The following is a 25,136-nucleotide window of genomic DNA, read 5'->3' on the forward strand; positions in this document are numbered from 1 at the left end:
TATACTATAGGAAAGTATGTAATATAGGAAAGTCAGAACTTTCCTAATTATAAAAAAGGTATCTCCTAAACGTTTAGGAAATACCTTCTCACTCTTTTTTATTTATATGAAATTTTTAATTCTGACGCGGCTCTGCTACTTTACAGATAAAATCTGCATGTTCGCCTGACCTTCCAGCGCTCCGTAGGTAAAGGAAATTTTGCTTCCCTCTCCTTTTTTATTCAATGCTGCCTTCACATCTTCATCCTCTACAAAAAAGGTCTGATAATCGCCGTTTGACATCTGAATCTCTACAGAATTTGAATCTGCCCATCCACTGAATGTTCCGCTTGCGCTTTTCGGCTTTGCCTTCTCGTCTTCTTTTGTGGCAGTGTCATTCTCTTTTACCGCCTCGGTTGTCGCTGTAGTCTGTTTTTCCGTCGCTACTGTGCTTGCCTCTGTCTCTTCCTGAGATGATGTATCCTCTGTGGATGCCTCGGTTGTCGCTCCGGATTCCGGACTGCTCGGGCTCTTTTTGCCGCATGCAGCCAGCGAAACAGCTCCGATTAATAATATACTTGCAATTAATAAAAATCTTTTCCTCATGATTCATACTCCTTTCTGAGATATGTTTAAGTATATCCTATTTTGCCGCCGCTGGCAAGTTGGTATCATATTCCTTTCCTTTCTCTCATATCATTAGAGGTAGAATATTGAGGAGGATATATGTTGAACGAAAAGTATCAAATGCTGTTAGACCAATATGATCTTGATGTCGATTATGTCCGGCGCGGGCGCGGCGGTCTGCTGTGTCATACCAATCGAGGCATCTATGCCCTGGCGCAGACATCACTGTCAGAAGAACGGCTACAGACCGTGGCTCAATGGACCAAAGAATTAAAAGCAGCACATTTTTCCAATGTAGATCAGTATATTTTGAACAAAAACGGCTGTTTTCTTTCTTATGATAAATATTATGAATCCTATGCTCTGAGAAAAACCTTCTCTGGAACAGAATGTGACATCCATTCCCTGAAGGATTTAAAAATTGCTGCCTCAAATCTGGGGACATTTCACCGCTGCTGTCAAAATATTGCCTTTTCATCTGAAAATCTGAGAACTTATGACTCTATTTCCGGACGATATCAGCAAAAATATTCACAGTTAAAGAGCATTGCACGTTACATACGCAGCCGCAAAAACAAAGGAACCTTTGAGTATTTATTCTTAGAACAGACAAAAGATTTCTGGGATCATGCACAACAATCCCTTACATTGCTTCAATCCTCATCGCCTTCCCAAAAAGGATGGTGCCATGGCGCTTATAATCACCATAATATCATCTTAACCGAAAGTTATCCGGCAACCATCCATTTTGAACACTTTTTTTATGGATATCCGATTTTAGATCTTTATTATTTTTTAAGAAAAGTGCTGGAGAAAAACGACTACTGCTTTGCGTACTGTGATACACTGCTTTCCAGTTATGAGAAAGAGACTTCGCTCTCCAAAGAGGATCTTCACTGTCTTTATGCCCTGCTTTTATTCCCGGAGAAATTTTGGAAAATTTCAAATCAGTACATGGGACATAAAAAACACTGGGTTTCTCCGCGCTATATTGACAAATTGGAGGAATTTGTCCATTCCAAAGACCTCCGTGCATTTTTTCTCGAAAAATATGTACAAATTTATAATGTTTTTTTATGAATTTTAAGATATAATTAAACAAAGGCATTTTTTAAATAACTTTAAGGAGGAGTAATTTATGAACTACAAAGAAACTTATCAAGAATGGCTTTCTAATCCGTATTTCGATGATGACACAAAAAATGAATTAAAAGCCATTGAACATGACGAAAACGAAATCAAAGAACGTTTTTATGCTGATCTTGCATTCGGAACCGCCGGACTGCGCGGTATCATCGGCGCAGGAATCAACCGAATGAACATTTATGTTGTCAGAAAGGCAACACAGGGTCTGGCAGATTACATTCTGGAACAGAACACAGATAAAAAACGGGTTGCCATCGCGTTTGATTCCAGACATATGTCTCCCGAATTTGCAGATGAAGCGGCACGATGTCTTGCGGCAAATGGGATTAAAGCTTATATTTTTGAATCCCTTCGTCCTACTCCTGAATTATCCTTCGCCGTAAGATTTCTGGATTGTATTGCAGGAATCAACGTTACAGCAAGCCACAATCCGCCTGCTTATAACGGATATAAAGTATACTGGGAGGACGGCGCTCAGTTCACCGATCCTCATGCCTTTGGAGTTACAGCAAAAGTAAATGCAATTACTGATATTTCTACCTGTAAAACCATGTCAAAAGAAGATGCCGTAACTGCCAGTTTATATGAAGTCATCGGAAAGGAAGTTGATGATGCTTATATCGCCGAAGTGGAAAAACAAGTTATGAATCAGGCTTCGATTGATGAGATGGCTTCCAAATTAAAGATTGTTTACACTCCTCTCCACGGTACAGGAAACCTTCCGGTTCGACGTGTTCTTGCGGATCTTGGATTCCAGCATGTCTATGTTGTACCGGAACAGGAGATGCCGGACGGTAACTTCCCAACCGTCAGCTATCCAAATCCAGAAGCAAAAGAAGCTTTTGAACTGGGTCTTGCACTGGCAAAAGAAAAGGATGCAGATCTTGTTCTCGCAACAGACCCGGATGCCGATCGTCTCGGAGTCTATGTAAAGGACGCCAAAAGCGGAGAATATATTCCTTTGACAGGAAATATGTCCGGTTCTCTTCTCTGCGAATATGTATTAAGCCAGAAGAAAGCAAAAGCCGGTTCTCTTCCGGAAGACGGAGCTGTGATCAAATCCATTGTAACAACGAATCTGGTGGATGCTGTCGCCAAGGAATACGGCGTTCAGCTCATTGAAGTTTTGACCGGATTTAAGTGGATCGGAAAAGAAATTCTCGGATTTGAACAAAACGAAAACGGTACCTATCTGTTTGGTTTAGAAGAAAGCTATGGATGTCTGATCGGAACTTATGCCAGAGATAAAGACGCCGTCTCCGCAACCGTGGCTCTCTGTGAAGCCGCAGCCTACTATGCAACTCAGGGCAAAACACTCTGGGATGTTATGATCGAAATGTATGAAAAATACGGATATTATTTAGACCGTATTACCGCCATGGACTTCCCCGGACTGGAAGGTATGGATAAGATGAAAGCTATGCTCACAAATTTCCGTGAAAATCCTCCAAAAGAAATTGCAGGGTTTAAGGTAGTAAAAGTTCGCGATTATGCCAATGATACTATTCTTGATCTTGCCAGCGGAGATACCACTCCAATCGGTCTTCCAAAATCTGATGTTCTATATTATGATCTGGAAGGAGGCTCCTGGCTGTGTGTTCGTCCATCCGGTACAGAACCAAAAATCAAATTTTACTATGGCGTAAAAGCCGACACTATGGAAGCTGCACAGACGGACAGTGATAAACTTGACGCCTGGGCAAAAGCACAAGCTTAGTTTTTCCTAATATTTTGCAGTATTTTTTGTTACAATGAGAAGAGGGTCGTGAAAGCATGGAAGCTCACGGCCCTCTTCAACTATACACTGAAATTTATTTTCCTCTCATCTTTCAGAGCAGCCCCATATCTTCCAGAGCTCCCTCTAAAAAATCCTGATTATAAGGACAATGGCTCTCTCCCAATTGGATGGACGGCTTTGTTTTTCCATGAAAATCACTTCCACAGGTAACGAGAATTCCATACTCCCGCCCTTTTTGATAAAAGTATTCTGCCGTTTCCTTCTCATGATAATTGCTAAACGCCTCTACTCCATCCATGGGCTCCTCGCGCATCATCCGATCAAAATATTCAAACTTTCCCTTCAAATTTGCCCCCGGATGGGCTAACACAGCTTTTCCGCCATATTGATGTATCTTTTTTACAATCTCCGCATAGGCAGGATATATAACTTTTGTATCACAAGGTTTCCCCTGTGAAAAATAATCCCAATAAAAATTCACGTATGGATTATCACCGCGTTTTTCCCCTGCGCGATAAGGCTTTAGGATCGGATGCTCCCGATACTCTTCCTTTGCCAGCAGAAGCTCACCAAACATTTCTCCGGTATAGACGCCATTTTCAGACAACGCATCCAGTTCTTCTTTGCTTACCTGAAATCCAAGTTTTTTCACCAGCTCAATCTTTTTCTCGGACAATTTCACTTCCTGCTCATAAATTCGATCATTGAGCTGCTGAAAATATGTCTCATCCTCCGGAATTCCATATCCGAGCATATGCAGATTTACATCCTGATAGGTGCAGTCAATTTCAATTGCCGAGATATACTGCATGCCAAGTTCCTTTGCTTTCTCTCTGCCTTCCCTGACACCTTTCACAAGATTATGATCCGCAATTGCCATAATCCGAATCCCTTTTTTATGGCACATCTCCACCAGTTCTGACGGTGAAAATTCCCCGTCATCACTGTATTGACTATGCATGTGAAGATCAATATAATTTTTCATGCTTTAAATCCTCTTGACTTCTTCCATTTTTAAATGATTTCTTCCGGCATTCACCGCCGCTTCCATCAGCCCTTCAAAAACATACGGCTACAAAAATGCACCCCCTCTTAAATGCCCTACCTCTCCGGCAAATGTTGCATTCCCCCGATGCAGTTGATGATTTAACATAATTCCACAACCGCTGTAACGCGCTTTCGGCTGATAAAGAAACACCAGACTATTTTCTTCTGTATGATATCCTACTGCCGCTAAATACACATCATTTTCCCCCACGATCTCGACGCCATAGCGTTCTTTCAGCAAAACCGTACATGTTGTCTTTGAAATTTCCGTATCTTCGGATAATCTATTTTTACTGGCTTTCTTCTCACAATAAAAATAATCTTTTATTTTTTGTACATTCATTTGTTTTAATTGATCTGCTTTCATGACGCTCCTTCCACTTTCATCGACTATCGTCAAAACAAGAATACCATAGACCGTCCATTTCTCCAACAAAAAAAGAGAAACGATGATCCTTTATGAAAATCCTTTCTCTTTTTAAGCTTGATCTCTCTAAATGAAAACTGCCGTCTCCACACCTATTATTTATTTTTTATATTTGACCTGATAAGCCCCTGTAGTACTCTTGCTTAATTTGTACACCTTTATATAGTATGTGCCCTTTTTGGCTTTTCCATAGAAGCGAATACCATTTTTAATCCTCTTAGACTTCATTCTGCTCTTACCGGACATCTGTGCCCAAATTGTTCCGGAACTTCCTAACGTTGTAATATCAATATAGGTAGAACGCTTCTTGGAAACCTTTACTTTATACCAATGTGCTTTCTTTGTACTATCTGTCGGCAGGAATGTCTGCTTTTTGTATTTCTTGCGCTTAATAGTCTTTGCTTTTTTCTTCTTTGTTCCATAGGAGCTATTCGCTGTAGAAGCTTTAAAGCGAAGCACCAGTACATTATTATCTGGACTCTTTAATGCCAGACGATAAGTTCCTGCACTTAAACCTACATATTGCCATGCATTGGAAGAGGAATATTTTTTCTTTTGTACAGTTTTCCATTGTTTTCCGCTTTTTTTCTGAACCGTATATTCTGTACCATATGGTCCCCCATAGTATGCTTCTCTTTGAAGCGCCAGTTTTGCCACACCGCGTTTCTTCACTTTAAAATACTGATAAGAAGTTCCGCGATTTCCCCCAACAACAATTCCGCTACTATTCAGATAACGTCCGTTTGCATTTGGAACGATCGCAGATGAGAATCCTGCATTTACCAAAGTATTGACATACTGTGTATATGAAGTATAGAGACGATAAGTCCCTGCTGGAACATTGGTTGCCCAAAGTTGACGCTTGTTACCAGTTCCTGTATTACTCTGTGTCACTCCGGAAATGGCTGTTCCATTTGTATTCAGCAATTTCAAAGTTGACTCAGACTGATACCCGCTGGAACTTGTAGTATAGCAATAGTATTTCACCATAACCGTTCCTGCTCTGCCAACCCGCACAGTGCCGACCGGAATAATTCCGCTATTACTAACGTAACCATATTCCCCATTTTGAGCTTTTGTATTTGTCTGGAAACTGTTAAATCTTGATATCGTATCTGCATAAACCGCATTCACTACATCGTATCCGCCTCTGGCAATCGATTTGGCTTTTTCCGACTTTACTTTCTCCAGCGAAGTGACCTGCGTTTGAACAGATGCCTTTGAGTTTTCACCACTTATCTTGTCTTTTGTACTCTTGTGCTGCGATGCCCCGACCATCGCGCCGCCCAATGCCATGGACAGTGACAATGCGGCACACAATGTCCCCTTTAAAAATCTTTTTACCATACTCTTTCTCCTTTATGATTATAAAAAGTTAATAGAAGCCTCTCATCGGTTATCAATCTTCTCCGGATACAGATCATGATTGGACAGTCGATTCCACGCAACTTCCTCCCACTTTGTTCCCGGTTTACCATAATTGCAGTACGGATCAATGGAAATACCGCCCCGCGGAGTAAATTTCCCCCAAACCTCAATATATTTCGGTTCCATCAAAGAAATAAGATCTTTCATAATAATATTTACACAATCCTCATGAAAATCTCCATGATTTCGGAAACTATATAAGTATAATTTTAGAGACTTACTCTCCACCATCCGTTCTGCCGGAACATATGAAATATAAATCGTCGCAAAATCCGGCTGTCCCGTCATAGGACAAAGACTCGTAAACTCCGGCGCATTAAATTTCACAAAATAATCATTTCCCTGATGCTTATTCTCAAACGTCTCCAGAACCTCCGGCGCATAGTCATCCGGATATTTGGTTCCCTGATTGCCCAGCAATGTAATTCCCTCTAATTCTTCATTTTTTCTGCCGCTCATGCCTTTCCTCCCGTCCAAACTCACTTATATTATACCTTATCGGACGAAGTCCGTCCAGTGCGAAGCACTATGCATTTACGCATGCCCTGCTTCTTTTTCCATCAATGTTTCATATTCTGAAATGGGCATCGGTTTTGCAAACCAATATCCCTGAATTTCATCACATCCTGCACTTCTTAAAAACTCTACCTGTTCTTGCGTTTCCACTCCTTCACATACAATACGATAGCCCAGTTCCCGAATCATATGAATCATCTGTTTTAAGAAACTGGTTCCCTTTTGACTGATGGTACAGCTGTTCATAAACCCTCGATCAATTTTAATGATATCAACCGGCAAATCTACAATGGTATTTAAAACAGAGTAGCCGCTTCCAAAATCATCCAATGCTATTTGAATGCCTTCTTTTTTTAGCTCCGAAAACATTTGCCGGATTGTTTCGTAATCCTTCACCAAAGCCGTTTCCGTCAATTCAATCTCAATAAACTTCGGATCAATCTCATATTTTTTCAGAACGGACAGATACTTCTGCACAGCTTTTGAATCTTTGGCATACAAACTGGATACATTGACAGAAATCGGAACCTGCTTTTTTCCTTTCTTTTTATTTTCAGCAAGAAATGCCGCAACCTGCTCAAAAATATAAAGATCCAAATCTAAAATCTGACCATGCTCTTCGTAAATCGAAATAAACGAGTTAGGAAACAGGAATTCCCCATCTTCTCTCTCCCATCGCACCAACGCCTCCGCTCCGGATACCGTCCCCTCGCTTAAAGAATACTTCGGCTGAAAATATACTTTAAACTGCTGCTGTTCGATGGCATGCTGCATATCATTGATAATTTTACTCTCTAAATGCTGTTGATCTCTCATTTCATCATTGTAGAATCGAATGGGAGACTTTTCATTGTTTTTAATCTGCCGTCTGGCATAATTTGCTGCATCCATTGCAAAGGATGCACTGGTACATTCCGAGGTAATATAAAAAATTCCGGCACGAACTCGCAGCGAAGCCTGCGGAAATTTCCCCTGATATTTTTCCGTAAATTTTAAAATCGCTTCTTTGATTCCTATATTCTCATACTCCACTTCTTCCGGAGAATACCTGGTCGGTTTCAACAGTAAAAACTGATCTGCCACCACTCTTGTAAAGTAAACCTCCGGCTGTCCCTCAACACTTCGTATGATATGATTACAAAATTCTTTTAAAACCTGATCTCCGATCTCATAGCCATATCGGTAATTAAAATACTTAAAGTTCTGGAAATCCATGTATAGCATTACAAATTGAGACTCTTGATTTCCGACAATCATACGCTCCGCTTCCTCATGAAATCTGTGAAACGAGATCAGTCCGGTAAGCGGATCGTGCTCTAACTGAGAGAAGGTTCCCTGATAGACATGATTCATCATTTGATTTTTTGCTAAATGTGCGGAGATAATTTTCGTAACTTCCGAAAGCTGTTTTAACTTTTCCTTTGACCAATAGCGTTTTTTGTTACATACCACATAGGAAATGGCGCCAGTATACTGTCCCTCACAGTACATTGCCGCATAAACTACCGTTTTTGCTTCCCCCTGCATTAAAAGCCTTGCCGCCTGTTCTGAGTACATTCCCATCTGGTCATGCTGCAATACCGTTGTTCCGTATTCATCATAACTATGAAATAACGTAAGAAAATCTTCCTTCTGGAACGAATCGTTTGTTTTTAACACCTCAGGTGCTCTCGGAGATCTCCACTGGTAATTTTTCCCGACTTCTTTATCTTTGACATTGGTCTGCACAATGGTAATTCGGTCCAAATAAAATCTCGCGCCAATCACCTTCATTAAAAGCTCCACAGCCACTTCAAAACTGTGAGTTTTCTCGAAAATTTCAAATGCAGTGGATACGATATCATTGCGAAAGTATCTGGCGTCAATTTCCGAACCATGAATTCCTCTTTCACCTTCTGCCAGCTCAAACTTCTGAAGATTATCACAAAAAACATAGCAATTTCTTCCTTTTTCCTTTGCCTGATATAATGCCCAATCTGCATTCTCAAACAACTGATTGTACGTATACCCTGAAATATTCTGCGGAAGATAGCAAATCCCCACACTGCATGTCATCGTATAATCATTCTCAGGAAAGCGGGCGCTGCGAATTTTATCCATTAACTTTACAATCTTGCGAACCAGCTCAATGTTCGTAATCCTTGGAAAGAAAATAACGAACTCATCTCCACCTACGCGAAGAATGATTTCTTTTTGCCCCTGAAATTCTTCCTTCATAATCTGAGCAAGTTCCCTTAAGACCTGATCCCCAAACAGATGACCATACGTATCATTTACTGATTTAAAATAATCCACATCAAGAATCACCAATCCACAGGAATCATATGGATCTTTTGAACTCAGATATTTATCAATCAGACGGCTTCCTTCTCCATGGTGATACAAGGATGTTAATGCATCTCTCTTTGCCCGGTCTTTCAATAATTCTTCTTTTTGTCTCTGGAGGGTAACATCCCTTACACTTCCAATCAGAATGTTTCTTCCCCTCTCCGGCTCTTTCATTGGAATCAGTTCCACAATCTTTCTCCGAATGCTCCCGTCTTCTTCCTGCTCGTGAATTTCAATGGGTCCCTTTAAGTTTCCCTCATATAATTCTTTCGCTTTCTGCCGGTCCTGCGGACAAATCCTGCTTTTTGAGGAAATATATGATTTTATATAATCATGTACTCTGTCTAAAACCTGCAGATTATGATCATATACAATCAGCTCATCACACTCGATGTCGTACTCAAACACCGAGATTCCAATACTTTCTAAAACCGCTGCCAGCTTTTCTAATTTTCGCTCTTTTTTCTGCAGTTGCAACATGATTTACTCCTTCATGGGCTCTTCGCTTTTTATGTTCCGGTTCCTAAGTCTTTGTTATAGTTTAATATACAATGAAATCAAGAAAAATACAAGAAAATTCCCCTTTCTGCCTGATAGCTTTCATTGACTTTTTTGCGATATCGTTTATAATAAAAAACAGAAAGAAGCATTCATTCTGAAGCCAAGAATTTTCTGAAGCCAAGATTGATCTTATATATCTTTACCTGCCCTTATTGTGAGGGTTTCTTTGGGCAGATTTTATATTGGATGATTTGGCATATTCAGAATTCTGAATGTGCTTTTTTGTAATATAGGAGATTTCTGACTTTCCTATATTACAAAACGCTTTGTTTTGATAGTGATGAGCCAAGTCCGAGCTTGCCCGAGACCTTTGCGAACATTTACAATTCCGGAAGCTGCCTTCCGGCACTTCCGGTGATTGTTTGATCAGGAAACTGCCAATAGGAGAAAAGAATGGAAACCGAAACAAGAATTGCACTCATTGGAATTTTAATTGAAGAAGAACAATCTGTGCAGCCTGTGAATCAAATCTTACATGATTACAGAAAGCACATTGTCGGACGCATGGGGATTCCTTACCGTCAAAAAGATGTGAATATTATCTCTGTCGTTTTGGATGCCCCGGCAAATATCATCAGTACATTATCTGGAAAGCTCGGAATGATTCCGGGAATTACAGTCAAATCTATGTTTACAAAGAAAAAATAAAGGAGAGTCCTATGTATCAACCAGAATCCAGCATTGCAGAGGAGTTTATCGACGATCAGGAAATCAAAGATACTCTTGCGTATGCAGATGCCAATAAAGACAACCAAAAATTAATTTTAGAAATTATTGAAAAAGCAAAGAATTTAAAAGGTCTTTCCCACAGGGAAGCCTCCGTGCTGCTTGCCTGTGAGGATCCGGATCTCATGCAGCAAGTTTTTGATCTTGCGATGAAAATTAAAGAAAAGTTTTACGGCAACCGCATTGTCATGTTTGCCCCTCTTTACCTTGCCAACTATTGCGTCAACGGATGTACTTACTGTCCATACCATTATAAGAATCAGCATATTCGACGAAAAAAATTAACTCAGGATGAAATAAAAAAAGAAGTCATTGCTTTACAGGATATGGGGCACAAGCGACTGGCTCTGGAAACCGGAGAAGACCCTGTCAATATTCCAATCGAATATGTACTGGAAAGCATTAAAACCATTTACAGCATTAAACATAAAAACGGAGCAATTCGCCGTGTCAACGTGAATATTGCCGCAACAACCGTAGAAAACTATAAGAAGCTAAAGGATGTAGGAATCGGAACTTATATTCTCTTTCAGGAAACATATCATAAAGACAATTACGAAATTCTCCATCCGACAGGACCCAAGCACGATTATGCATATCACACGGAAGCTATGGACCGCGCGATGACTGCGGGAATTGACGATGTAGGAATCGGTGTATTATTCGGTCTTGATCTGTACCGCTATGATTTTGCCGGTCTTTTGATGCACGCAGAACATCTGGAAGCAAAATTCGGAGTCGGACCTCACACCATCAGTGTTCCGAGAATCCGTCCTGCAGACGACATTAACCCGGAAGATTTTGAGAATGCCATCAATGATGATGTTTTTGAAAAGATTGTCGCTATTTTGCGCATTGCGGTTCCTTACACCGGAATCATTGTTTCCACCCGCGAGACACAGGAATCCAGAGAACGAGTTTTAAAAGTCGGAGTCTCACAGATCAGCGGAGCTTCTTCCACCAGTGTCGGCGGCTACGCCGAAAAAGAAAAACCGGAAGATAATTCTGCTCAATTTGAAAAAAATGACGAACGTACTCTGGATGAAATTATCGGATGGCTCATGGATCTGGGGCATATCCCGAGTTTCTGTACTGCCTGCTATCGGGAGGGACGAACGGGAGATCGTTTTATGAGTCTTGTAAAATCCGGGCAGATTGCCAACTGCTGCGCCCCAAATGCCTTGATGACATTAAAAGAATATCTGGAGGATTATGCCTCTGATGAAGTAAAAGAAAAAGGAGAACGGTTAATTCAAGAGGCACTTCAAAAGATTCCAAATCCTGTTGTCAAAGAAAAGGCAAAACAATATATTGAAAATATTCACGAAGGAAAACGTGATTTCAGATTCTAGGAGAAACTATGTTTGAACAGTTAAAACACCACAGACCAGCACGGATCCAACAGGAAAAAGAACGGGTGTCCGCGGTTCTGGTTCCTCTGATTTCAAAAAGCGACGGATACCATATTCTATTTGAGGTTCGTTCCCCTAAATTAAACCATCAGCCCGGTGAAATTTGTTTCCCCGGCGGTCGCATGGAGCCCGGGGAAACCTCTCTGGAAACAGCCGTTCGCGAAACAAAAGAAGAACTTCTCCTGGAGGATCGTCATGTAACGGTTTATGGTCCGATGGATTATTTCCTCTCACCTGCAGGTCTTCGGGTAGAACCCTTTCTTGGAGAACTCTCTGATTATCAGGGACAATATAGTCCTGACGAAGTATCGTCGGTCTTTACAGTTCCTCTGAATTTTTTTCTGGAAACTCCACCGGAGCTCTATTATAACTCCATTGATTTTCGCCCCGGGGAGGTTTTTCCATATAAGGATATTCCCGGAGGGAAAAATTATCCTTGGGCAAAAGGAACGTATGAAGTTGCATTTTATCGCTATCAAACGTATATTATCTGGGGAATGACTGCCAAGCTTTTATACCATAATTTAAAATATATAAAACCCGTTTCGGAAAAAAACGGTCAAGAATGACAAAACATTCTTGACCGTTTTTTTAGTTCTGAAAAGCATTGAGCACATTCGGCACCATCTGTTTTTTTCTGGACATAACGCCCGGAAGAACCGCAACTTTCCCATCGGATTCTACCTCAAACGCGCGCTCAATAATATCCTGACTTCCGTCTCCGCACATCAGAAGATGTGTGGTCTCCTCTAAAATATTCGTCAGCATAAAGAATACCATCTCCAGTCCCTGTTCTTCTCTTACGGAATCCATATAAGCAAGAATCGGTTCTTTGATGGCATCCAATTCTCCCTGATCCATGGAAGTAATCTGTCCCACACCAAAGTCGATGGTATCTGCATTAAATTTCTTGTAATCCTGATAGAATATCTCATTTGGTGTCTTTCCGCTTAAATCGCTTCCGGCACGGAACATTGCTTTGGCATGTTCCTCCACGTCAATTCCTGCAATCTGCGCAAGCTCTCTTGCCGTCTGTTCATCGATCGGAGTACAGGTTGGAGAACGGAACATTAAAGTATCTGATAAAATCGCAGAACACATCAGCCCTGCCATCTCTCTGGTAATCTCAATTCCCTGTTCACGGTACATCTGCGCAACAATCGTTCCGGTACATCCAACCGGCTGATTTCTAAAATATACCGGTGATACCGTCTCAAGGCTTCCGATTCTATGATGGTCAATGATTTCTAAAATCTCACATTCTTCCAGACCTTCCACAGCCTGCGATAATTCATTGTGATCCACGAGAATCATCTGTTTTTTATCAAATTCCAGCAAACGACGTCTGGATACAAAGCCCAGAAATTCGTGATCGCAATTTAACACCGGGAAATAACGGAAACGCTTTTTCGTCATCTCTTCTTTCACATCATCAATGTAATCATTAATGTTAAAGGAGACAATGGTATCTGTCGCCATCACATGGGAAACCGGAATAGACTGGCAGATCAAACGGCTTGCTGTAAATGTATCATACGGCGTTGTAATAATGCGGCAATTTTTTTCTTTGGCAAGCTTTAAAACTTCTTCATTTACTGCGGTATCCATACAGACAACCATACACTGAACCCCGGTTTTAATAGCCCCCAGCTGTGCTTTTCTCCGGTTTGCCACAATCACAATATCCTTCGCTGTAACAAACTCTTCCATGGTATCCACACTTGCCGCAGATACTGTGAGCTTGCCTTCACTGATGATTCCTTCCTCATCTCCGGTCTGTAAGGTGCCATCCAGAGTCTGAATCACATTTTTATACGGCGTTTTTGCCTTGGCAAGTATTTCGTTATCATAAACATCCATGGTAGCATTCATGATATCGCTGATCGCAACCAGACCGATCATCTTCTTTCCTTCCAACACAGGGAGAGACACTATTTTTTGTTTCTGCATCATATCACGGGCAGCTTTCAAAGAATCGTCTTTAGAAACTCCCGCAATGGCATTCAGATTCAGATCTGTAAGCCTCGGTCTTACATCGCTGACATAGATTGGCTCCTCTACACCAAAAGTATCCAGCACATATCTCGTCTCGCCGTTTACATTTCCGGCGCGGTATGCCTGATACCCTCCTCCTTCTGCCTCATTTTTCAGATTTGCGTAAGCCAGTGCAGAACAAATAGAATCTGTATCTGGATTACGATGTCCAATTACGTATACTGTTTTCATGATTCCTCCTTTTTTCTTGGCAGCCTTATGGTGAATGTCGTATACTCATTCCGGCTGGCTGCTTCAATCGTTCCACTATGAAGCTCAATAATCTCTCTGGCAATGGCAAGTCCAAGTCCTGCTCCGCCGGTCTCAGAAGATCGCGCCTCATCTAATCTGTAAAATTTTTCAAATAAACTGTTCAGCTGATGCTCCGGAATGGTCTTTCCTTGATTGCGAACGGAAATTTTTGCGTTGCTGCCTTCGATCACACCGTAAACCTCCACCAGCGAATTGTGATAGCAGTAAGAAACTGCATTCCGCAAAAGATTCTCAAACACACGGGCAAGCCGATCCGGATCACCGCAAATTAAAATTTTATCATCTACCTCAATCTTCCACTGAAGCCCTTTGCTTTTAAACACCGGCGCAAAGGAATCCATCACCTGCTCCAGCAGAACATAGAGGTAAAATTCTTTTTTATCCAATGTAATATTCTGAAGATTATATCTGGTAATCTCAAAAAATTCATTGATCAATTTCCCCAGGCGCTTTGCCTTCTCCAACGAAATACCTGTATATTTTGCCCGCTGCTTCGCCGATAATTCCGGACTTTCATGCAGCAGACTCAAATATGCAATAATCGATGTCAGCGGGGTCTTTAAGTCATGAGCAAGATATACAATCAAATCATTTTTGCGCTGTTCGCTTTCTTCTGCAATCCTGCGCTGTTCCTTGAGCGTCCCTTTGATCTCATTCAACTTATTTTCCAGCGGAGTCAGCTCCTGCGGCAAGGAAATCTTATCCTTCGATTCATTTAAAATCATCTGAATTCCCGATTCCACCTGTCTTAAATATGTGGTGAACTTTGACATTCCAAGATAAAAACTAAGCAAAAAAAGTCCGAAAAAACCTATCCCGACAATCAATGACTTATTTTGCCAAAAAATAAGACGATATAACCGAATCGCTTCCACTTCATCCATGCCGATTCTCTCAAATATATAGACGATGGTTTTCGCAAAAGGATCCTGCAAAACGCCATCCACAAAGATATCTAAAATGAAGTATCCGATCAAGCCGACAATAATACTGATCCCCAGAGTCTGTATCATAATTCTTATCTTTAGACTTCGATATTTACTCCTCAACTTTGTATCCAACTCCCCAAACAGTCTTAATTAATTCCTTATGCCCCATGACCTCTCCGAGCTTTTCTCTCAGATGCCGGATATGGACCATAACCGTATTATTATTGTTCTTAAAATACTTTTCCTTCCATACCTGTTCAAAAAGATTTTCCGAACTGATTACTTTTCCCCGGTTCTTTGTCAAAATCCAGAGAATGGAAAATTCCAACGGGGTCAGCGTTACTTCTTCTTCCCCATACAGGCATTGATGGGTTGCCCGATTCAAAATCAGCCCGCTGATCTCCTGTGTATCCTCCTGACTGCTGCCCGTTCCGTCATTGTATCTTATAAAACGGCGAAGCTGCGCTTTGACCCTTGCCATCAGCTCCAACGGTTCAAACGGTTTTTCAATATAGTCATCTGCCCCCAGTGTTAATCCATTAATCTTATCCATGGATGACACCTTTGCCGTAAGCATAATCACCGGAAACGTATATTGAAGACGAATTTGCTTTAAAATCTCAAATCCATCAATATCCGGAAGCATCACATCCAAAATGGCCAAATCAATACTTTCGTGTTCCACACAGGCGAGAGCATCGGTTCCATTATAAAACTTAAACACATTATAATTTTCATTTTTAAGATATAATTCAATGAAATCTGCAATTTCTTTTTCATCGTCAACTACTAACACTGTTGATTGCTTCATCTCTTCCTCCTTAGCGTTTTCCTCCGTCAATCACCAAAAACCGGGGTTCCCGCTTTTGCTGCAATTCTTTTCTTGTGTATCCCTTTTGCCCGAACACAGGCACAGTATCATAAATTCTGCGAATCAGTTGATTCCATTCCTTTTGCTCCGCTGTGGAATCTTCCGCAAGAAATTTTGTATATTCCAGAATAATATCCAAATAAGATATTCCATTTTGTATCATCAGCACAATGGATTTTACAATCATCATTGCCTGATATTTATCGTCTTCCATCTTTTCCTGAATAAATGTAAACAATTCCGGAATCCCTTCCCAGCGAATGACCCCGTTGCTCACTGCAAGTTCCTCATATTCCTCCTGCGTCAGCTCCTTCAAAGGCAGGTCTGCATTCTGATTCCACTGGTCGAACACTCTGTTTCGATCCATAACCTCACGGCTCGCCATAAACAAACGCATATCCTGCTGACTTCTGAGAAGAACTCCCGCTCTCCAAAAGATCATACGGAGCATCAAAAATTCTTCCATCTCCTGATACCGGACTTCATCCTCCGTCACCTTTTTAAAAATAGTATAACAAGCATATACGTCAAGAATTCCATATAGAAACAACATTCCGAACATAATCCGTTCCCATCTGGTATACTTTTCCATCATCGGTTTAAGTCTGCGACTTTTCAGCACAAAGAAAAATAAATCCTTTGCCTCCATATTTACCATCAGAGCATCGTCTTCTAAAGACAAAAATCCAAGATAATGGAGCTGCTGAAGCTCCCCCGGATGTAATTCTGCCGCAAACGTTTCACCTTCCATGCCCCACAGCTGAACCAATAAGCAAATCGCATCCTGCTGCACCATCTTTGCAATCAATTCCGGCATATCCACAAGCTTTTGAGCTATTTTTACCGCCATCTGCACCGGCTCGTCTTCATCCTCAAAGTCCAAAAACAGGCGCTCGCACATTACCATAAGATTCCTGGTCTGGTTGGTTGCCAATTCGTCTATATAGTTTCGATCTGAAACCAGTATCTTTGCCACTGCCGTCACCTCTTTTCCACAGGACTTTATAAACTTCTATTTTTATTATACCTTATCGGACGAAGTCCGTCCAGCCGCAAGGCTATGAATTCACGCATGCCCTGCGGGTATACCTTATCGGACGAAGTCCGCCCAACCGCAAGGCTGTGAATTCACGCATGCCCTGCTTCTGACTTTCCTGGATTGCAAAATAACTCTCGGATTGCCCCAATTCGTTCTTTTGTCATACGATATCCCATATCGTAAGTACTCTTTAACACATCAATATCTTTTTCCAGACTGTCAATCGGATACTCCGGGCGCAAAATCACAGCTTTCCCTTCCCGCTCCAGGCGCTCACAAAATGACACCGTATAATTATAATTTCTATGACGCATGCAAATCCTCTCAGATAATCTCGGATATTTCCTGCGAAATGCAATGGCAGCCGCCCGGTTGCTGGTACTTAATTTCTTTTGATAGCCTTTGGGCTGTGTCAAAACAATCAAATGTTTCTCATAGCCGTCTCTCATCGCTTTGCGAACCGGAATCGGGTCAGAAACACCTCCGTCAAAGTAAGGAATTCCATCCATATAGATCGGCGGAAAAATCAGCGGGAGCGCACAGGTTGCACGAAGCATGGTACATTTTTTATCCAGTCTGCGCCCGTTCTTATATTCAATCTGTCCTGTATATCCATTGGTCACACCTACCAGAATCTTTCCTTTATATTGATAAAAGGTATCCCAATCAAACGGATACAACTTATTGGGCATAATATTGTAGACAAAGTCCAGTCCAAACAGGCTCTTCTCCCTCCAAAGATTCCTTTTTCCAATGTATCTCGGATCATTCCGATGATTCATTAACATCTGAAGATTCCGTCCCTTTTGTTTGGATACGTAAGAAAATCCATCGCAGATTCCAGCTGATACACCGATCACATACGGAAACATTAAATCTTCCTCTAATAAAGCATCTAAAACACCTGCGCTGAAAATCGGCCGGAAGGTTCCTCCCTCTAAAATTAAACTTGGCATTCTCTTCTTCTCCTTCAGTTTTCCCTTGAAATCTTATTATATCACGTTTTTAGCATTTAAAATACCATTTCTGTCTTATTTAGTTGCGAATGTGGATTTTCAATGCTACAATGTTAGGGTAACTAAAATGGGAGCTGAAAAGGTAATATCCTTAGCTGAGAGGAAGCGAAGACTTCGACCATGGACCTGATGCGGGTAATGCCGCCGTAGGGATTTGGATGCTTTGAATTATTGAAGAGTCTCCCAAAATTTCTATTTTTGGAGGTTAAAATTATGACTTACACAACACAGATGAACGCAGCACGACAGGGAATCGTCACAAAAGAAATGGAAGCTGTGGCTTCCTATGAGGGAATGGATCCACAAGAACTTATGAAAGAAGTTGCCGCGGGAACCATTGTGATCCCTGCCAACAAAAATCACACCTGTCTGAAACCTTTTGGAATCGGGAACTCTTTAAAAACAAAGATTAATGTGAATCTTGGAACATCCAGAGATTGTCTGGACCTGGATGTAGAGATGGAAAAAGTAAAGAGTGCTGTCAACATGGGCGCCGAAGCCATTATGGACCTGTCTTCTTTCGGAGATACCCATACCTTTCGAAAAAAACTGGTGCGGGAATGCCCTGCCATTCTCGGTACGGTTCCGATTTATGATGCCATTGTATATTATAATAAAGCGTTAAAATCTATTACATCCAGAGAATGGATTGACGTCTTCCGCATGCATGCAGAGGACGGTGTGGATTTTATGACCATCCACTGCGGTATAAACCGCAATACTGCCGATCGTTTCAAAGCAATGAAACGTAAAATGAACATTGTATCTCGCGGCGGATCTTTAATTTTTGCGTGGATGGAAGCAACCGGAAATGAAAATCCGTTCTTTGAATACTATGATGAAATTCTTGATATTTGCAATGAATATGACGTTACTTTAAGCCTTGGAGATGCCTGCCGTCCGGGATGCCTTGCCGATGCCAGTGATATTTCACAGATTGAAGAACTTGTCACCTTAGGCGAACTGACTGCCCGTGCATGGAAACGCGACGTACAGGTTATGATTGAAGGACCGGGACATATGCCGATGGATCAAATTCAGGCAAATATGAAGATTCAGCAAACCATCTGCCATGGCGCTCCATTTTATGTTCTGGGACCGATTGTCACGGATGTCGCTCCAGGATATGATCACATTACATCTGCCATCGGAGGCGCAATTGCCGCTGCTTCCGGAGCAAGCTTTTTATGCTATGTAACCCCTGCCGAGCATCTCCGTCTCCCGAATGTGGAGGATGTGAAAGAAGGGATTATGGCTTCTAAAATTGCTGCCCATGCCGCAGATATTGCCAAAGGCATCAAGGGTGCAATTGACTGGGACAACCAAATGGCTGAGGCAAGACAAAAACTTGACTGGAACAGGCAATTTGAGCTGGCTCTTGATCCGGAAAAAGCAAAACGCTATCGTGCAGAGTCAACGCCCGAACGAGAAGATACTTGTACGATGTGCGGAAAGATGTGCTCTGTCCGCAATATGAACGCCGTCCTTGCCGGAGAGGACGTCGACGTTATTTAAGAAAAAATATATGAAAGAAGGTAATCATTTATGTCACATGAGAGAAGCGGATTCTCAAGCCGCATTGGATTCGTTCTTGCGACCGCAGGATCCGCCGTAGGGCTTGGAAATATATGGAGATTTCCATACCTGGCAGCCAAATACGGCGGCGGAAGTTTTCTGTTAATTTACTTAATCTTAACTTTAACGTTTGGATTTACTTTGATGATCACAGAGGTCGCTCTGGGAAGAAAGGCGGGAACCAGCGCCTTGGAGGCATTCGGACATTTCCGTAAAAAATATGCTTTTATTGGTTTTCTGACGACTTTTATCCCTTTTATCATCTTCCCTTATTACTGCGTCATCGGAGGATGGGTTACCAAATATACTTTGGTATCTCTTCAGGGCAAAATTCACGCTGCGGCTTCGGATACATTTTTTACTGAATTTATCGGGAAGTCTGCAGAGCCTATGATATTTTTAACACTCTTCCTCCTTGTCACAACCGTGATTGTTGCTTTCGGAGTCAAAAGCGGAATTGAGCGCGTCAGTACTTTTATGATGCCAATTCTCATTGTACTGCTGATTGGAGTTTCTGTTTTCTGTATTACAAGACCCGGCGCTTTGGAAGGTGTCATTTATTATTTAAAACCAAACCTAAAGGATTTTGGACCTACAACTTTCCTTGCCGCTTTAGGACAGCTTTTTTATTCCATGTCCCTGGCCATGGGTATCATGATTACATTCGGTTCTTATATGCCGAAAAATTCAGATTTAGAAAAATCTGTCACTCAGGTGGAATGCTTTGATACAGGCGTTGCCTTTCTGGCAGGTCTGATGATCGTTCCTGCAGTCTTTGTATTTTCCAACGGAGACGCCTCTATGCTTGCCAAAGGACCATCGCTGATGTTTGTCATGCTTCCAAAAGTTTTTGACAGTATGGCATTCAGCAACGGCATCGGCGCTGTCTTCTTTATTCTTGTTTTATTTGCGGCGCTGACCTCCTCCATCTCTTTGCTGGAGACACTGGTAGCAGTCGTAACAGATCGTTTCCATATGAAACGAATTACCGCATGCATCTTACTATTTGTCATCGCGCTGCTTATGGCAGTACCGTCCTCCCTTGGATTCGGTGTTTGGGGACATATTAAGATTCTCGGATTTACTTTCCTGGATTTCTTCGATTTCCTGAGCAACAGTGTTTTAATGCCGATCGCAGCATTTTTAACCTGCATCTTTGCAGCTTATATTATAAAACCGCAAATGATTATCGACGAAGTAGAAAGCTCTGGAAAATTTCATCGAAAATCCCTGTTTTTAGTAATGATTCGATACATTGCCCCAATTTGTATTCTTGCAATTCTTGCATTCTCTATTCTGGAGGGAATGGGCTTCATTACTGTATAAAGGAATCCTTCCTTCAGGATTCTGCGCCTGTGGCGGAATCTGCCAAACGGTTTTTGCCTGCCACACAAAAAGGATGGCACAAAACGAAAATGTTTTGTGTCATCCTTTATTTTTACATCATTTTCTTTTGAAGGAACTGTTCAAATTCCTCTTCTTTCCCTTTTGAAAAACAACCCTTTTTTACTAACACTGCCTGATTTGGCATCATCACCAGCGCATAGATCTCAGGAAGACTGTAAATTTTCTTCAGGTTTCGATACTCATATGCTGCCTCTGCAGATCCCTGCTTCCATTGAATGCCATCTTCTGTAAAATCAATCACACATTCCGGCAGATCTCTGCCCTCAGACTCTTTCATCTGACGCTTCATAACCTTTAGAATCACAATATAATAACTGTAAATGAGCAGTCCCCCCAGAAAGCACAGAATAAACAAGAGACTTTCTGACCATGAACTTCCAATCCCCAGACTGACTGCAAGCGCCCCTGCGGAAACAATCATCAAAATTATTCCCAAAATTCTGGTAGATCTGCAAAACACATATTTGGCATATTGTTTCATGACTTTCAAATCTATATCATAGCAGTTCTGAAATCTGATTTCATCCTTCATTCCAACGGTACCAAATTCTTTAATGAAATATCCATAATCGGCGCTGAGTGGGTCAGAGCACCGCAGGATACATAATCCACGCCAATCTCCCGAATCGCCGCAAGCCGTTCTTTTGTGACATTTCCGGAGCATTCCGTCTCGGCTCTTCCGTCAATCATCTTCACGGCTTCTCTCATAGTTTCATCATCCATATTATCCAGCATGATAATATCTGCACCTGCCTCCAACGCCTCATTCACCATCGAGAGATTCTCCGTCTCCACCTCAATTTTCCGGACAAACGGTGCATATTCTCTTGCCATATAAACAGCCTGACGAATTCCGCCGGCTGCTCCGATATGATTGTCCTTTAACATCACACCATCGGATAAATTGTAACGATGGTTGTATCCGCCTCCCACAGTCACTGCATATTTTTCAAACGGCCGCATATTCGGCGTTGTTTTTCTGGTATCTAAAAGTTTTGTTCCAGAACCCTCCAGTTCTTTGGACAGCTGACGTGTCATCGTCGCAATACCGCTCATCCTCTGAAGATAATTCAATGCGACCCGCTCCCCGGACAGCAACGCGCGGATATCTCCGGTCAGCACTCCCATCAAATCGCCTTTTTTTACTTCATCCCCGTCTTTTAAATCAGTTTCAAAAACCACCTGATCGTCCAAAAGCTGAAACACTCTCTGAAAAACTTCCAGACCGCAGATGACGCCATCTTCTTTGCAGATGAGATCCACTTTTCCTTGTTTGGACTCCGGCATCACGGCATTGGTACTTACATCTTCTCCGGTAATATCCTCTTTCAGTGCATTCATCAAGTACTCATCGACATTAATTCTCATCGTTACACCATTGATCATAAAAACTCCTGTCCTTTCTTTTAATTTCATCCAGAACTAACTTACGATTTTCTTCCTTTACCTTCTCCTGATCTCTGTCGTAGTCTCCCAGATCTGGAGAGATCCACTGAAAAGGTTCCGGATGAGCTTGGATATCCTTTGCCGCCGCCTTCGCGAACACCAACGCTTCCAGCAAAGAATTGCTTGCCAGACGATTCTTTCCGTGAACCCCATTACAGCTTGTCTCTCCTACTGCATAGAGATGATCCATAGACGTTTTGCTGTCAAGATTCACTTTAATTCCACCCATAAAATAGTGCTGAGCAGGCGTGACCGGAATCGGCTCTCTTGTCATATCATAACCTTCCTCTAAACACTGCTTATAAATATTCGGAAATCGCTGTTTCACTCTCTCTCCATCTAAATGCGTCACCGAAAGATATACATGATCGTCTCCGTCTTTCTCCATCTGCCGGCGAATTGCTGCTGTTACAACGTCTCTCGGTTTTAACTCATCGGTAAAACGATTCCCGGTTTTATCCAAAAGATACGCCCCTTCTCCACGAACCGATTCTGAGATCAGAAATCTTCTCCCGGGTTTCCTGGAATAAAAGGTCGTGGGGTGAATTTGTATATAATTTATATTTTCCAATCGAATCCCATGACGCAGACAGATTGCCAGACTGTCTGCTGTGAGATGCGGAAAGTTCGTTGAGTTTTTAAACAGTCCTCCCAATCCCCCTGTGGCAAGAACTGTATTGGAAGCCTGAATTGCATTGATGTCGCCCTGCTTGTCCTGATAAACAATTCCTTTACAGACTCCGTCTTTCTCAAGGATATCAATCATCGCACAATGCGTCATAATTTGGATATTGCCGCGCCGCTTCACCTTTTCATATAAATGGCTGGTAATTTCCCGCCCCGTCATATCTTCATGGTGCAAAATCCGAAACGTAGAATGTCCGCCTTCTCTTGTAAACTCAATTTCTCCGTCTTTCAGATCAAACTGCACGCCGTAATCTTTTAAATCCTGTATAATTTCCGGTGATTCCAGAATCATTTTTTTCACAGCATCTTTATCATTCTCATAATGACCGGCCTTCATCGTATCTTCAAAATACGCCTCATAATCCTGCTCATTCTTCAGCGCCGAAATACCGCCCTGTGCCAAAAACGAGTCACTGTCCTCCACCTCTTTTTTTGTAATCATAATAACTTTGTAATCCTGCGGAAGAAATAGGGCATGGAATAATCCGGCTGCACCGGTTCCCACAATGACTACATCTGCTGATTTCATAATCTCTTTGTCCCTTTCTTAGGCCTTCTATTCCTTTTTATCCCGCGATGCGAAGCATCTCATCCAATGCTTTTTTCGCATTCAGGCGCAGTTCTTCCGGAAGTTCTACCTGATTTTTTAAATCTCTTAGTGTATCGCGTACATTTTCCAAAGTAATTCTTTTCATATTCGGACAAAATTGACGATGTCCTACTGAATAAAAAATTTTATCCGGATTCTTTTGTTTTAATTCATAAAGAACCCCCATCTCTGTACAAATAATAAATACCTTATTCTTTGACGCAGTCGCATAGTCAATAATCCCGGACGTACTGCCCACATAATCCGCCAATGCCACCACATCCGGAGTACATTCCGGATGTACCAGAATTTCTGCTTCTTTATGTACTTCTTTTGCCTTCAAAACATTTTCTTTTGTAATACTCTTATGTACATGGCAGAATCCGTCATTATAAATAAAATTCTTTTCTGGAAGCTGGCTTCCCACATATCTTCCGAGATTCTCATCCGGCACAAAGAAAATGTTCTTCTGCGGCAGCGCTTTCACAACCTTTAATGCATTGGATGATGTCACACAGACATCGGAATGAGCTTTAATTTCCGCTGTGGAATTAATGTAACAAACCACTGCCAGATCCTCATATTCCTTTCGGACCGCTTCAATTTTCTCAACGTCTACCATATGTGCCATCGGACAGTCTGCCTTCTGATCCGGCATAATCACTGTTCGGTCAGGATTTAAAATTTTAGCGCTCTCCCCCATAAAGTTTACTCCTGCAAAGCAAATTACATCTTTCGACTCCTTCAGGGCAATCTTTGCCAGATAATAGGAATCACCTACATAATCGGCAATCGCCTGAACTTCATCATCTACATAATAATGGGCAAGCAGCACCGCATTTTTCTCGTTTTTTAGTTGCTCAATTTCTTTCTTTAAATTTTCCATCTTTCTCTCCTTGCTATTAATGTTTAATATACCACTTCAACCACTTTGATTCAAGTATTTATGCGGTTTTTTCCATGGTTTCCGAATCAGTTGTGCCCTGTGGAAATGATCAGAGACAGAGATACACAAGAACGCCCCGATCAATGTGTCTGATTTTCATTGATCGGGACGTTTTTCACAACTAGATATTTTTTTTACAAAATTCAATCAGCTCCGAAGCCGATAAATCTTCGTCTTCTCCCTCGATTGTAAACATTACTTCCGCTCCCTGATAAGCCCTCAGGGTTAACAGCTCCATCACATTCTTCGCATTGACTGTTTTTCCCTTATAAGAAACATCGATTCTGCTCTGATACATGGAGGCTTTCTGTGCCAGGATCATGGCCGGCCGCGCGTGAAGTCCTACCGACGCCCGGACAATATATTGAAATTGTCTCACCTGATTTCCC

The 25,136-nt window shown here is 41.7% G+C and carries 23 protein-coding genes and 1 riboswitch; of the genes, 7 read left to right on the forward strand and 16 right to left on the reverse strand.

Annotation, left to right across the window (positions count from 1 at the left end; genetic code table 11):
- Window positions 1–135 precede the first annotated feature (135 nt).
- The gene (locus tag AC27EF_RS04490; RefSeq protein ID WP_487109169.1) at window positions 136–585 is read right to left on the reverse strand and encodes a nucleolar protein 3; all 450 of its coding nucleotides are present in this window, start codon (window positions 583–585) and stop codon (window positions 136–138) included.
- A gap of 120 nt (window positions 586–705) precedes the next feature.
- Between AC27EF_RS04490 and AC27EF_RS04495 the strand changes: the two genes are divergently transcribed.
- A complete protein-coding gene (locus tag AC27EF_RS04495) occupies window positions 706–1,686 on the forward strand; it encodes a YutH/CotS family kinase-like spore coat protein (protein WP_487109170.1) in 981 nt (326 codons plus the stop codon).
- A 58-nt stretch (window positions 1,687–1,744) separates the two neighbouring features.
- A complete protein-coding gene (locus tag AC27EF_RS04500) occupies window positions 1,745–3,469 on the forward strand; it encodes a phospho-sugar mutase (RefSeq protein ID WP_487109172.1) in 1,725 nt (574 codons plus the stop codon).
- 112 nt (window positions 3,470–3,581) lie between these two features.
- Here the strand turns inward: AC27EF_RS04500 and AC27EF_RS04505 are convergent, their stop codons facing one another.
- The 5 genes from AC27EF_RS04505 to AC27EF_RS04525 all read right to left on the reverse strand — a co-directional run bounded on the left by AC27EF_RS04505 (window position 3,582) and on the right by AC27EF_RS04525 (window position 9,716).
- Window positions 3,582–4,475 carry a PHP domain-containing protein gene (locus AC27EF_RS04505; RefSeq protein ID WP_487109174.1) on the reverse strand — a complete coding sequence of 298 codons (894 nt, stop codon included), beginning with the start codon at window positions 4,473–4,475 and terminating at the stop codon, window positions 3,582–3,584.
- Window positions 4,476–4,562: 87 nt separating this feature from the next.
- Window positions 4,563–4,904: an ROK family protein gene (locus tag AC27EF_RS04510; RefSeq protein ID WP_487109176.1), complete on the reverse strand. Its 342-nt coding sequence runs from the start codon at window positions 4,902–4,904 to the stop codon at window positions 4,563–4,565.
- Window positions 4,905–5,063: 159 nt separating this feature from the next.
- Window positions 5,064–6,311 carry a hypothetical protein gene (locus AC27EF_RS04515; protein ID WP_487109177.1) on the reverse strand — a complete coding sequence of 416 codons (1,248 nt, stop codon included), beginning with the start codon at window positions 6,309–6,311 and terminating at the stop codon, window positions 5,064–5,066.
- A 42-nt stretch (window positions 6,312–6,353) separates the two neighbouring features.
- A complete protein-coding gene (gene queF, locus AC27EF_RS04520; protein WP_487109178.1) occupies window positions 6,354–6,851 on the reverse strand; it encodes a preQ(1) synthase in 498 nt (165 codons plus the stop codon).
- 75 nt (window positions 6,852–6,926) lie between these two features.
- Entirely contained in the window at window positions 6,927–9,716 is a 2,790-nt protein-coding gene (locus AC27EF_RS04525; protein WP_487109179.1) for a bifunctional diguanylate cyclase/phosphodiesterase, read from the reverse strand.
- A gap of 474 nt (window positions 9,717–10,190) precedes the next feature.
- Between AC27EF_RS04525 and AC27EF_RS04530 the strand changes: the two genes are divergently transcribed.
- Genes AC27EF_RS04530 through AC27EF_RS04540 form a run of 3 tightly spaced genes read left to right on the forward strand, consistent with a single transcriptional unit; the run spans window position 10,191 to window position 12,504 of the window.
- On the forward strand, window positions 10,191–10,445 hold the full coding sequence (locus tag AC27EF_RS04530; protein ID WP_487109180.1) for a TM1266 family iron-only hydrogenase system putative regulator: 255 nt from the start codon (window positions 10,191–10,193) through the stop codon (window positions 10,443–10,445).
- An 11-nt stretch (window positions 10,446–10,456) separates the two neighbouring features.
- Complete coding sequence (gene hydG, locus AC27EF_RS04535) at window positions 10,457–11,875, forward strand: [FeFe] hydrogenase H-cluster radical SAM maturase HydG (RefSeq protein ID WP_487109181.1); 1,419 nt, start codon at window positions 10,457–10,459, stop codon at window positions 11,873–11,875.
- An 8-nt stretch (window positions 11,876–11,883) separates the two neighbouring features.
- Window positions 11,884–12,504 (forward strand): NUDIX hydrolase, encoded by a 621-nt coding sequence (locus AC27EF_RS04540; RefSeq protein WP_487109182.1) that lies wholly within the window; start codon window positions 11,884–11,886, stop codon window positions 12,502–12,504.
- 22 nt (window positions 12,505–12,526) lie between these two features.
- On the opposite strand, the gene AC27EF_RS04545 is transcribed toward AC27EF_RS04540, so the two are convergent.
- The 5 genes from AC27EF_RS04545 to AC27EF_RS04565 form a co-directional block, all read right to left on the reverse strand.
- Entirely contained in the window at window positions 12,527–14,161 is a 1,635-nt protein-coding gene (locus tag AC27EF_RS04545; protein ID WP_487109183.1) for a putative manganese-dependent inorganic diphosphatase, read from the reverse strand.
- Window positions 14,158–15,255, reverse strand: coding sequence for a sensor histidine kinase (locus tag AC27EF_RS04550; protein WP_487109185.1), 1,098 nt, complete (start codon window positions 15,253–15,255; stop codon window positions 14,158–14,160). Before AC27EF_RS04550 ends, AC27EF_RS04545 begins: the two co-directional genes overlap by 4 nt.
- A gap of 25 nt (window positions 15,256–15,280) precedes the next feature.
- Entirely contained in the window at window positions 15,281–15,982 is a 702-nt protein-coding gene (gene vanR, locus AC27EF_RS04555) for a VanR-ABDEGLN family response regulator transcription factor (RefSeq protein ID WP_487109186.1), read from the reverse strand.
- A 10-nt stretch (window positions 15,983–15,992) separates the two neighbouring features.
- Entirely contained in the window at window positions 15,993–17,018 is a 1,026-nt protein-coding gene (locus AC27EF_RS04560) for a hypothetical protein (protein ID WP_487109188.1), read from the reverse strand.
- 152 nt (window positions 17,019–17,170) lie between these two features.
- Window positions 17,171–18,037: a patatin-like phospholipase family protein gene (locus AC27EF_RS04565; protein ID WP_487109189.1), complete on the reverse strand. Its 867-nt coding sequence runs from the start codon at window positions 18,035–18,037 to the stop codon at window positions 17,171–17,173.
- A 117-nt stretch (window positions 18,038–18,154) separates the two neighbouring features.
- Window positions 18,155–18,267, forward strand: a riboswitch (TPP riboswitch).
- Between the two features lie 43 nt (window positions 18,268–18,310).
- Here AC27EF_RS04565 and thiC point away from each other — a divergent pair.
- Window positions 18,311–19,612, forward strand: coding sequence for a phosphomethylpyrimidine synthase ThiC (gene thiC, locus AC27EF_RS04570; RefSeq protein WP_487109190.1), 1,302 nt, complete (start codon window positions 18,311–18,313; stop codon window positions 19,610–19,612).
- 30 nt (window positions 19,613–19,642) lie between these two features.
- Complete coding sequence (locus AC27EF_RS04575) at window positions 19,643–20,998, forward strand: sodium-dependent transporter (RefSeq protein ID WP_487109192.1); 1,356 nt, start codon at window positions 19,643–19,645, stop codon at window positions 20,996–20,998.
- 112 nt (window positions 20,999–21,110) lie between these two features.
- Here AC27EF_RS04575 and AC27EF_RS04580 read toward each other — a convergent pair whose 3' ends face one another.
- From AC27EF_RS04580 to AC27EF_RS04600, 5 genes are all read right to left on the reverse strand, one after another.
- Window positions 21,111–21,611, reverse strand: coding sequence for a YcxB family protein (locus AC27EF_RS04580; RefSeq protein WP_487109193.1), 501 nt, complete (start codon window positions 21,609–21,611; stop codon window positions 21,111–21,113).
- On the reverse strand, window positions 21,608–22,462 hold the full coding sequence (nadC, locus tag AC27EF_RS04585; protein ID WP_487109424.1) for a carboxylating nicotinate-nucleotide diphosphorylase: 855 nt from the start codon (window positions 22,460–22,462) through the stop codon (window positions 21,608–21,610). Before nadC ends, AC27EF_RS04580 begins: the two co-directional genes overlap by 4 nt.
- Window positions 22,437–23,741 (reverse strand): L-aspartate oxidase, encoded by a 1,305-nt coding sequence (locus tag AC27EF_RS04590; RefSeq protein ID WP_487109194.1) that lies wholly within the window; start codon window positions 23,739–23,741, stop codon window positions 22,437–22,439. The genes nadC and AC27EF_RS04590 overlap by 26 nt, the downstream gene beginning before the upstream one ends.
- 37 nt (window positions 23,742–23,778) lie before the next feature.
- Entirely contained in the window at window positions 23,779–24,687 is a 909-nt protein-coding gene (gene nadA / locus AC27EF_RS04595) for a quinolinate synthase NadA (RefSeq protein WP_487109195.1), read from the reverse strand.
- Between the two features lie 181 nt (window positions 24,688–24,868).
- Window positions 24,869–25,126: an HPr family phosphocarrier protein gene (locus AC27EF_RS04600; protein WP_487109196.1), complete on the reverse strand. Its 258-nt coding sequence runs from the start codon at window positions 25,124–25,126 to the stop codon at window positions 24,869–24,871.
- Window positions 25,127–25,136: the final 10 nt, after the last annotated feature.

The organism is Anaerostipes stercorihominis (assembly GCF_057535655.1).

Coding starts and splice junctions, on each gene's coding strand:
- AC27EF_RS04490 (WP_487109169.1), bottom strand. CDS start 585: ATGAGGAAAAGATTTTTATTAATTGCAAGTATATTATTAATCGGAGCT.
- AC27EF_RS04495 (WP_487109170.1), top strand. CDS start 706: ATGTTGAACGAAAAGTATCAAATGCTGTTAGACCAATATGATCTTGAT.
- AC27EF_RS04500 (WP_487109172.1), top strand. CDS start 1,745: ATGAACTACAAAGAAACTTATCAAGAATGGCTTTCTAATCCGTATTTC.
- AC27EF_RS04505 (WP_487109174.1), bottom strand. CDS start 4,475: ATGAAAAATTATATTGATCTTCACATGCATAGTCAATACAGTGATGAC.
- AC27EF_RS04510 (WP_487109176.1), bottom strand. CDS start 4,904: ATGAAAGCAGATCAATTAAAACAAATGAATGTACAAAAAATAAAAGAT.
- AC27EF_RS04515 (WP_487109177.1), bottom strand. CDS start 6,311: ATGGTAAAAAGATTTTTAAAGGGGACATTGTGTGCCGCATTGTCACTG.
- queF (WP_487109178.1), bottom strand. CDS start 6,851: ATGAGCGGCAGAAAAAATGAAGAATTAGAGGGAATTACATTGCTGGGC.
- AC27EF_RS04525 (WP_487109179.1), bottom strand. CDS start 9,716: ATGTTGCAACTGCAGAAAAAAGAGCGAAAATTAGAAAAGCTGGCAGCG.
- AC27EF_RS04530 (WP_487109180.1), top strand. CDS start 10,191: ATGGAAACCGAAACAAGAATTGCACTCATTGGAATTTTAATTGAAGAA.
- hydG (WP_487109181.1), top strand. CDS start 10,457: ATGTATCAACCAGAATCCAGCATTGCAGAGGAGTTTATCGACGATCAG.
- AC27EF_RS04540 (WP_487109182.1), top strand. CDS start 11,884: ATGTTTGAACAGTTAAAACACCACAGACCAGCACGGATCCAACAGGAA.
- AC27EF_RS04545 (WP_487109183.1), bottom strand. CDS start 14,161: ATGAAAACAGTATACGTAATTGGACATCGTAATCCAGATACAGATTCT.
- AC27EF_RS04550 (WP_487109185.1), bottom strand. CDS start 15,255: ATGATACAGACTCTGGGGATCAGTATTATTGTCGGCTTGATCGGATAC.
- vanR (WP_487109186.1), bottom strand. CDS start 15,982: ATGAAGCAATCAACAGTGTTAGTAGTTGACGATGAAAAAGAAATTGCA.
- AC27EF_RS04565 (WP_487109189.1), bottom strand. CDS start 18,037: ATGCCAAGTTTAATTTTAGAGGGAGGAACCTTCCGGCCGATTTTCAGC.
- thiC (WP_487109190.1), top strand. CDS start 18,311: ATGACTTACACAACACAGATGAACGCAGCACGACAGGGAATCGTCACA.
- AC27EF_RS04575 (WP_487109192.1), top strand. CDS start 19,643: ATGTCACATGAGAGAAGCGGATTCTCAAGCCGCATTGGATTCGTTCTT.
- AC27EF_RS04580 (WP_487109193.1), bottom strand. CDS start 21,611: ATGAAGGATGAAATCAGATTTCAGAACTGCTATGATATAGATTTGAAA.
- AC27EF_RS04590 (WP_487109194.1), bottom strand. CDS start 23,741: ATGAAATCAGCAGATGTAGTCATTGTGGGAACCGGTGCAGCCGGATTA.
- nadA (WP_487109195.1), bottom strand. CDS start 24,687: ATGGAAAATTTAAAGAAAGAAATTGAGCAACTAAAAAACGAGAAAAAT.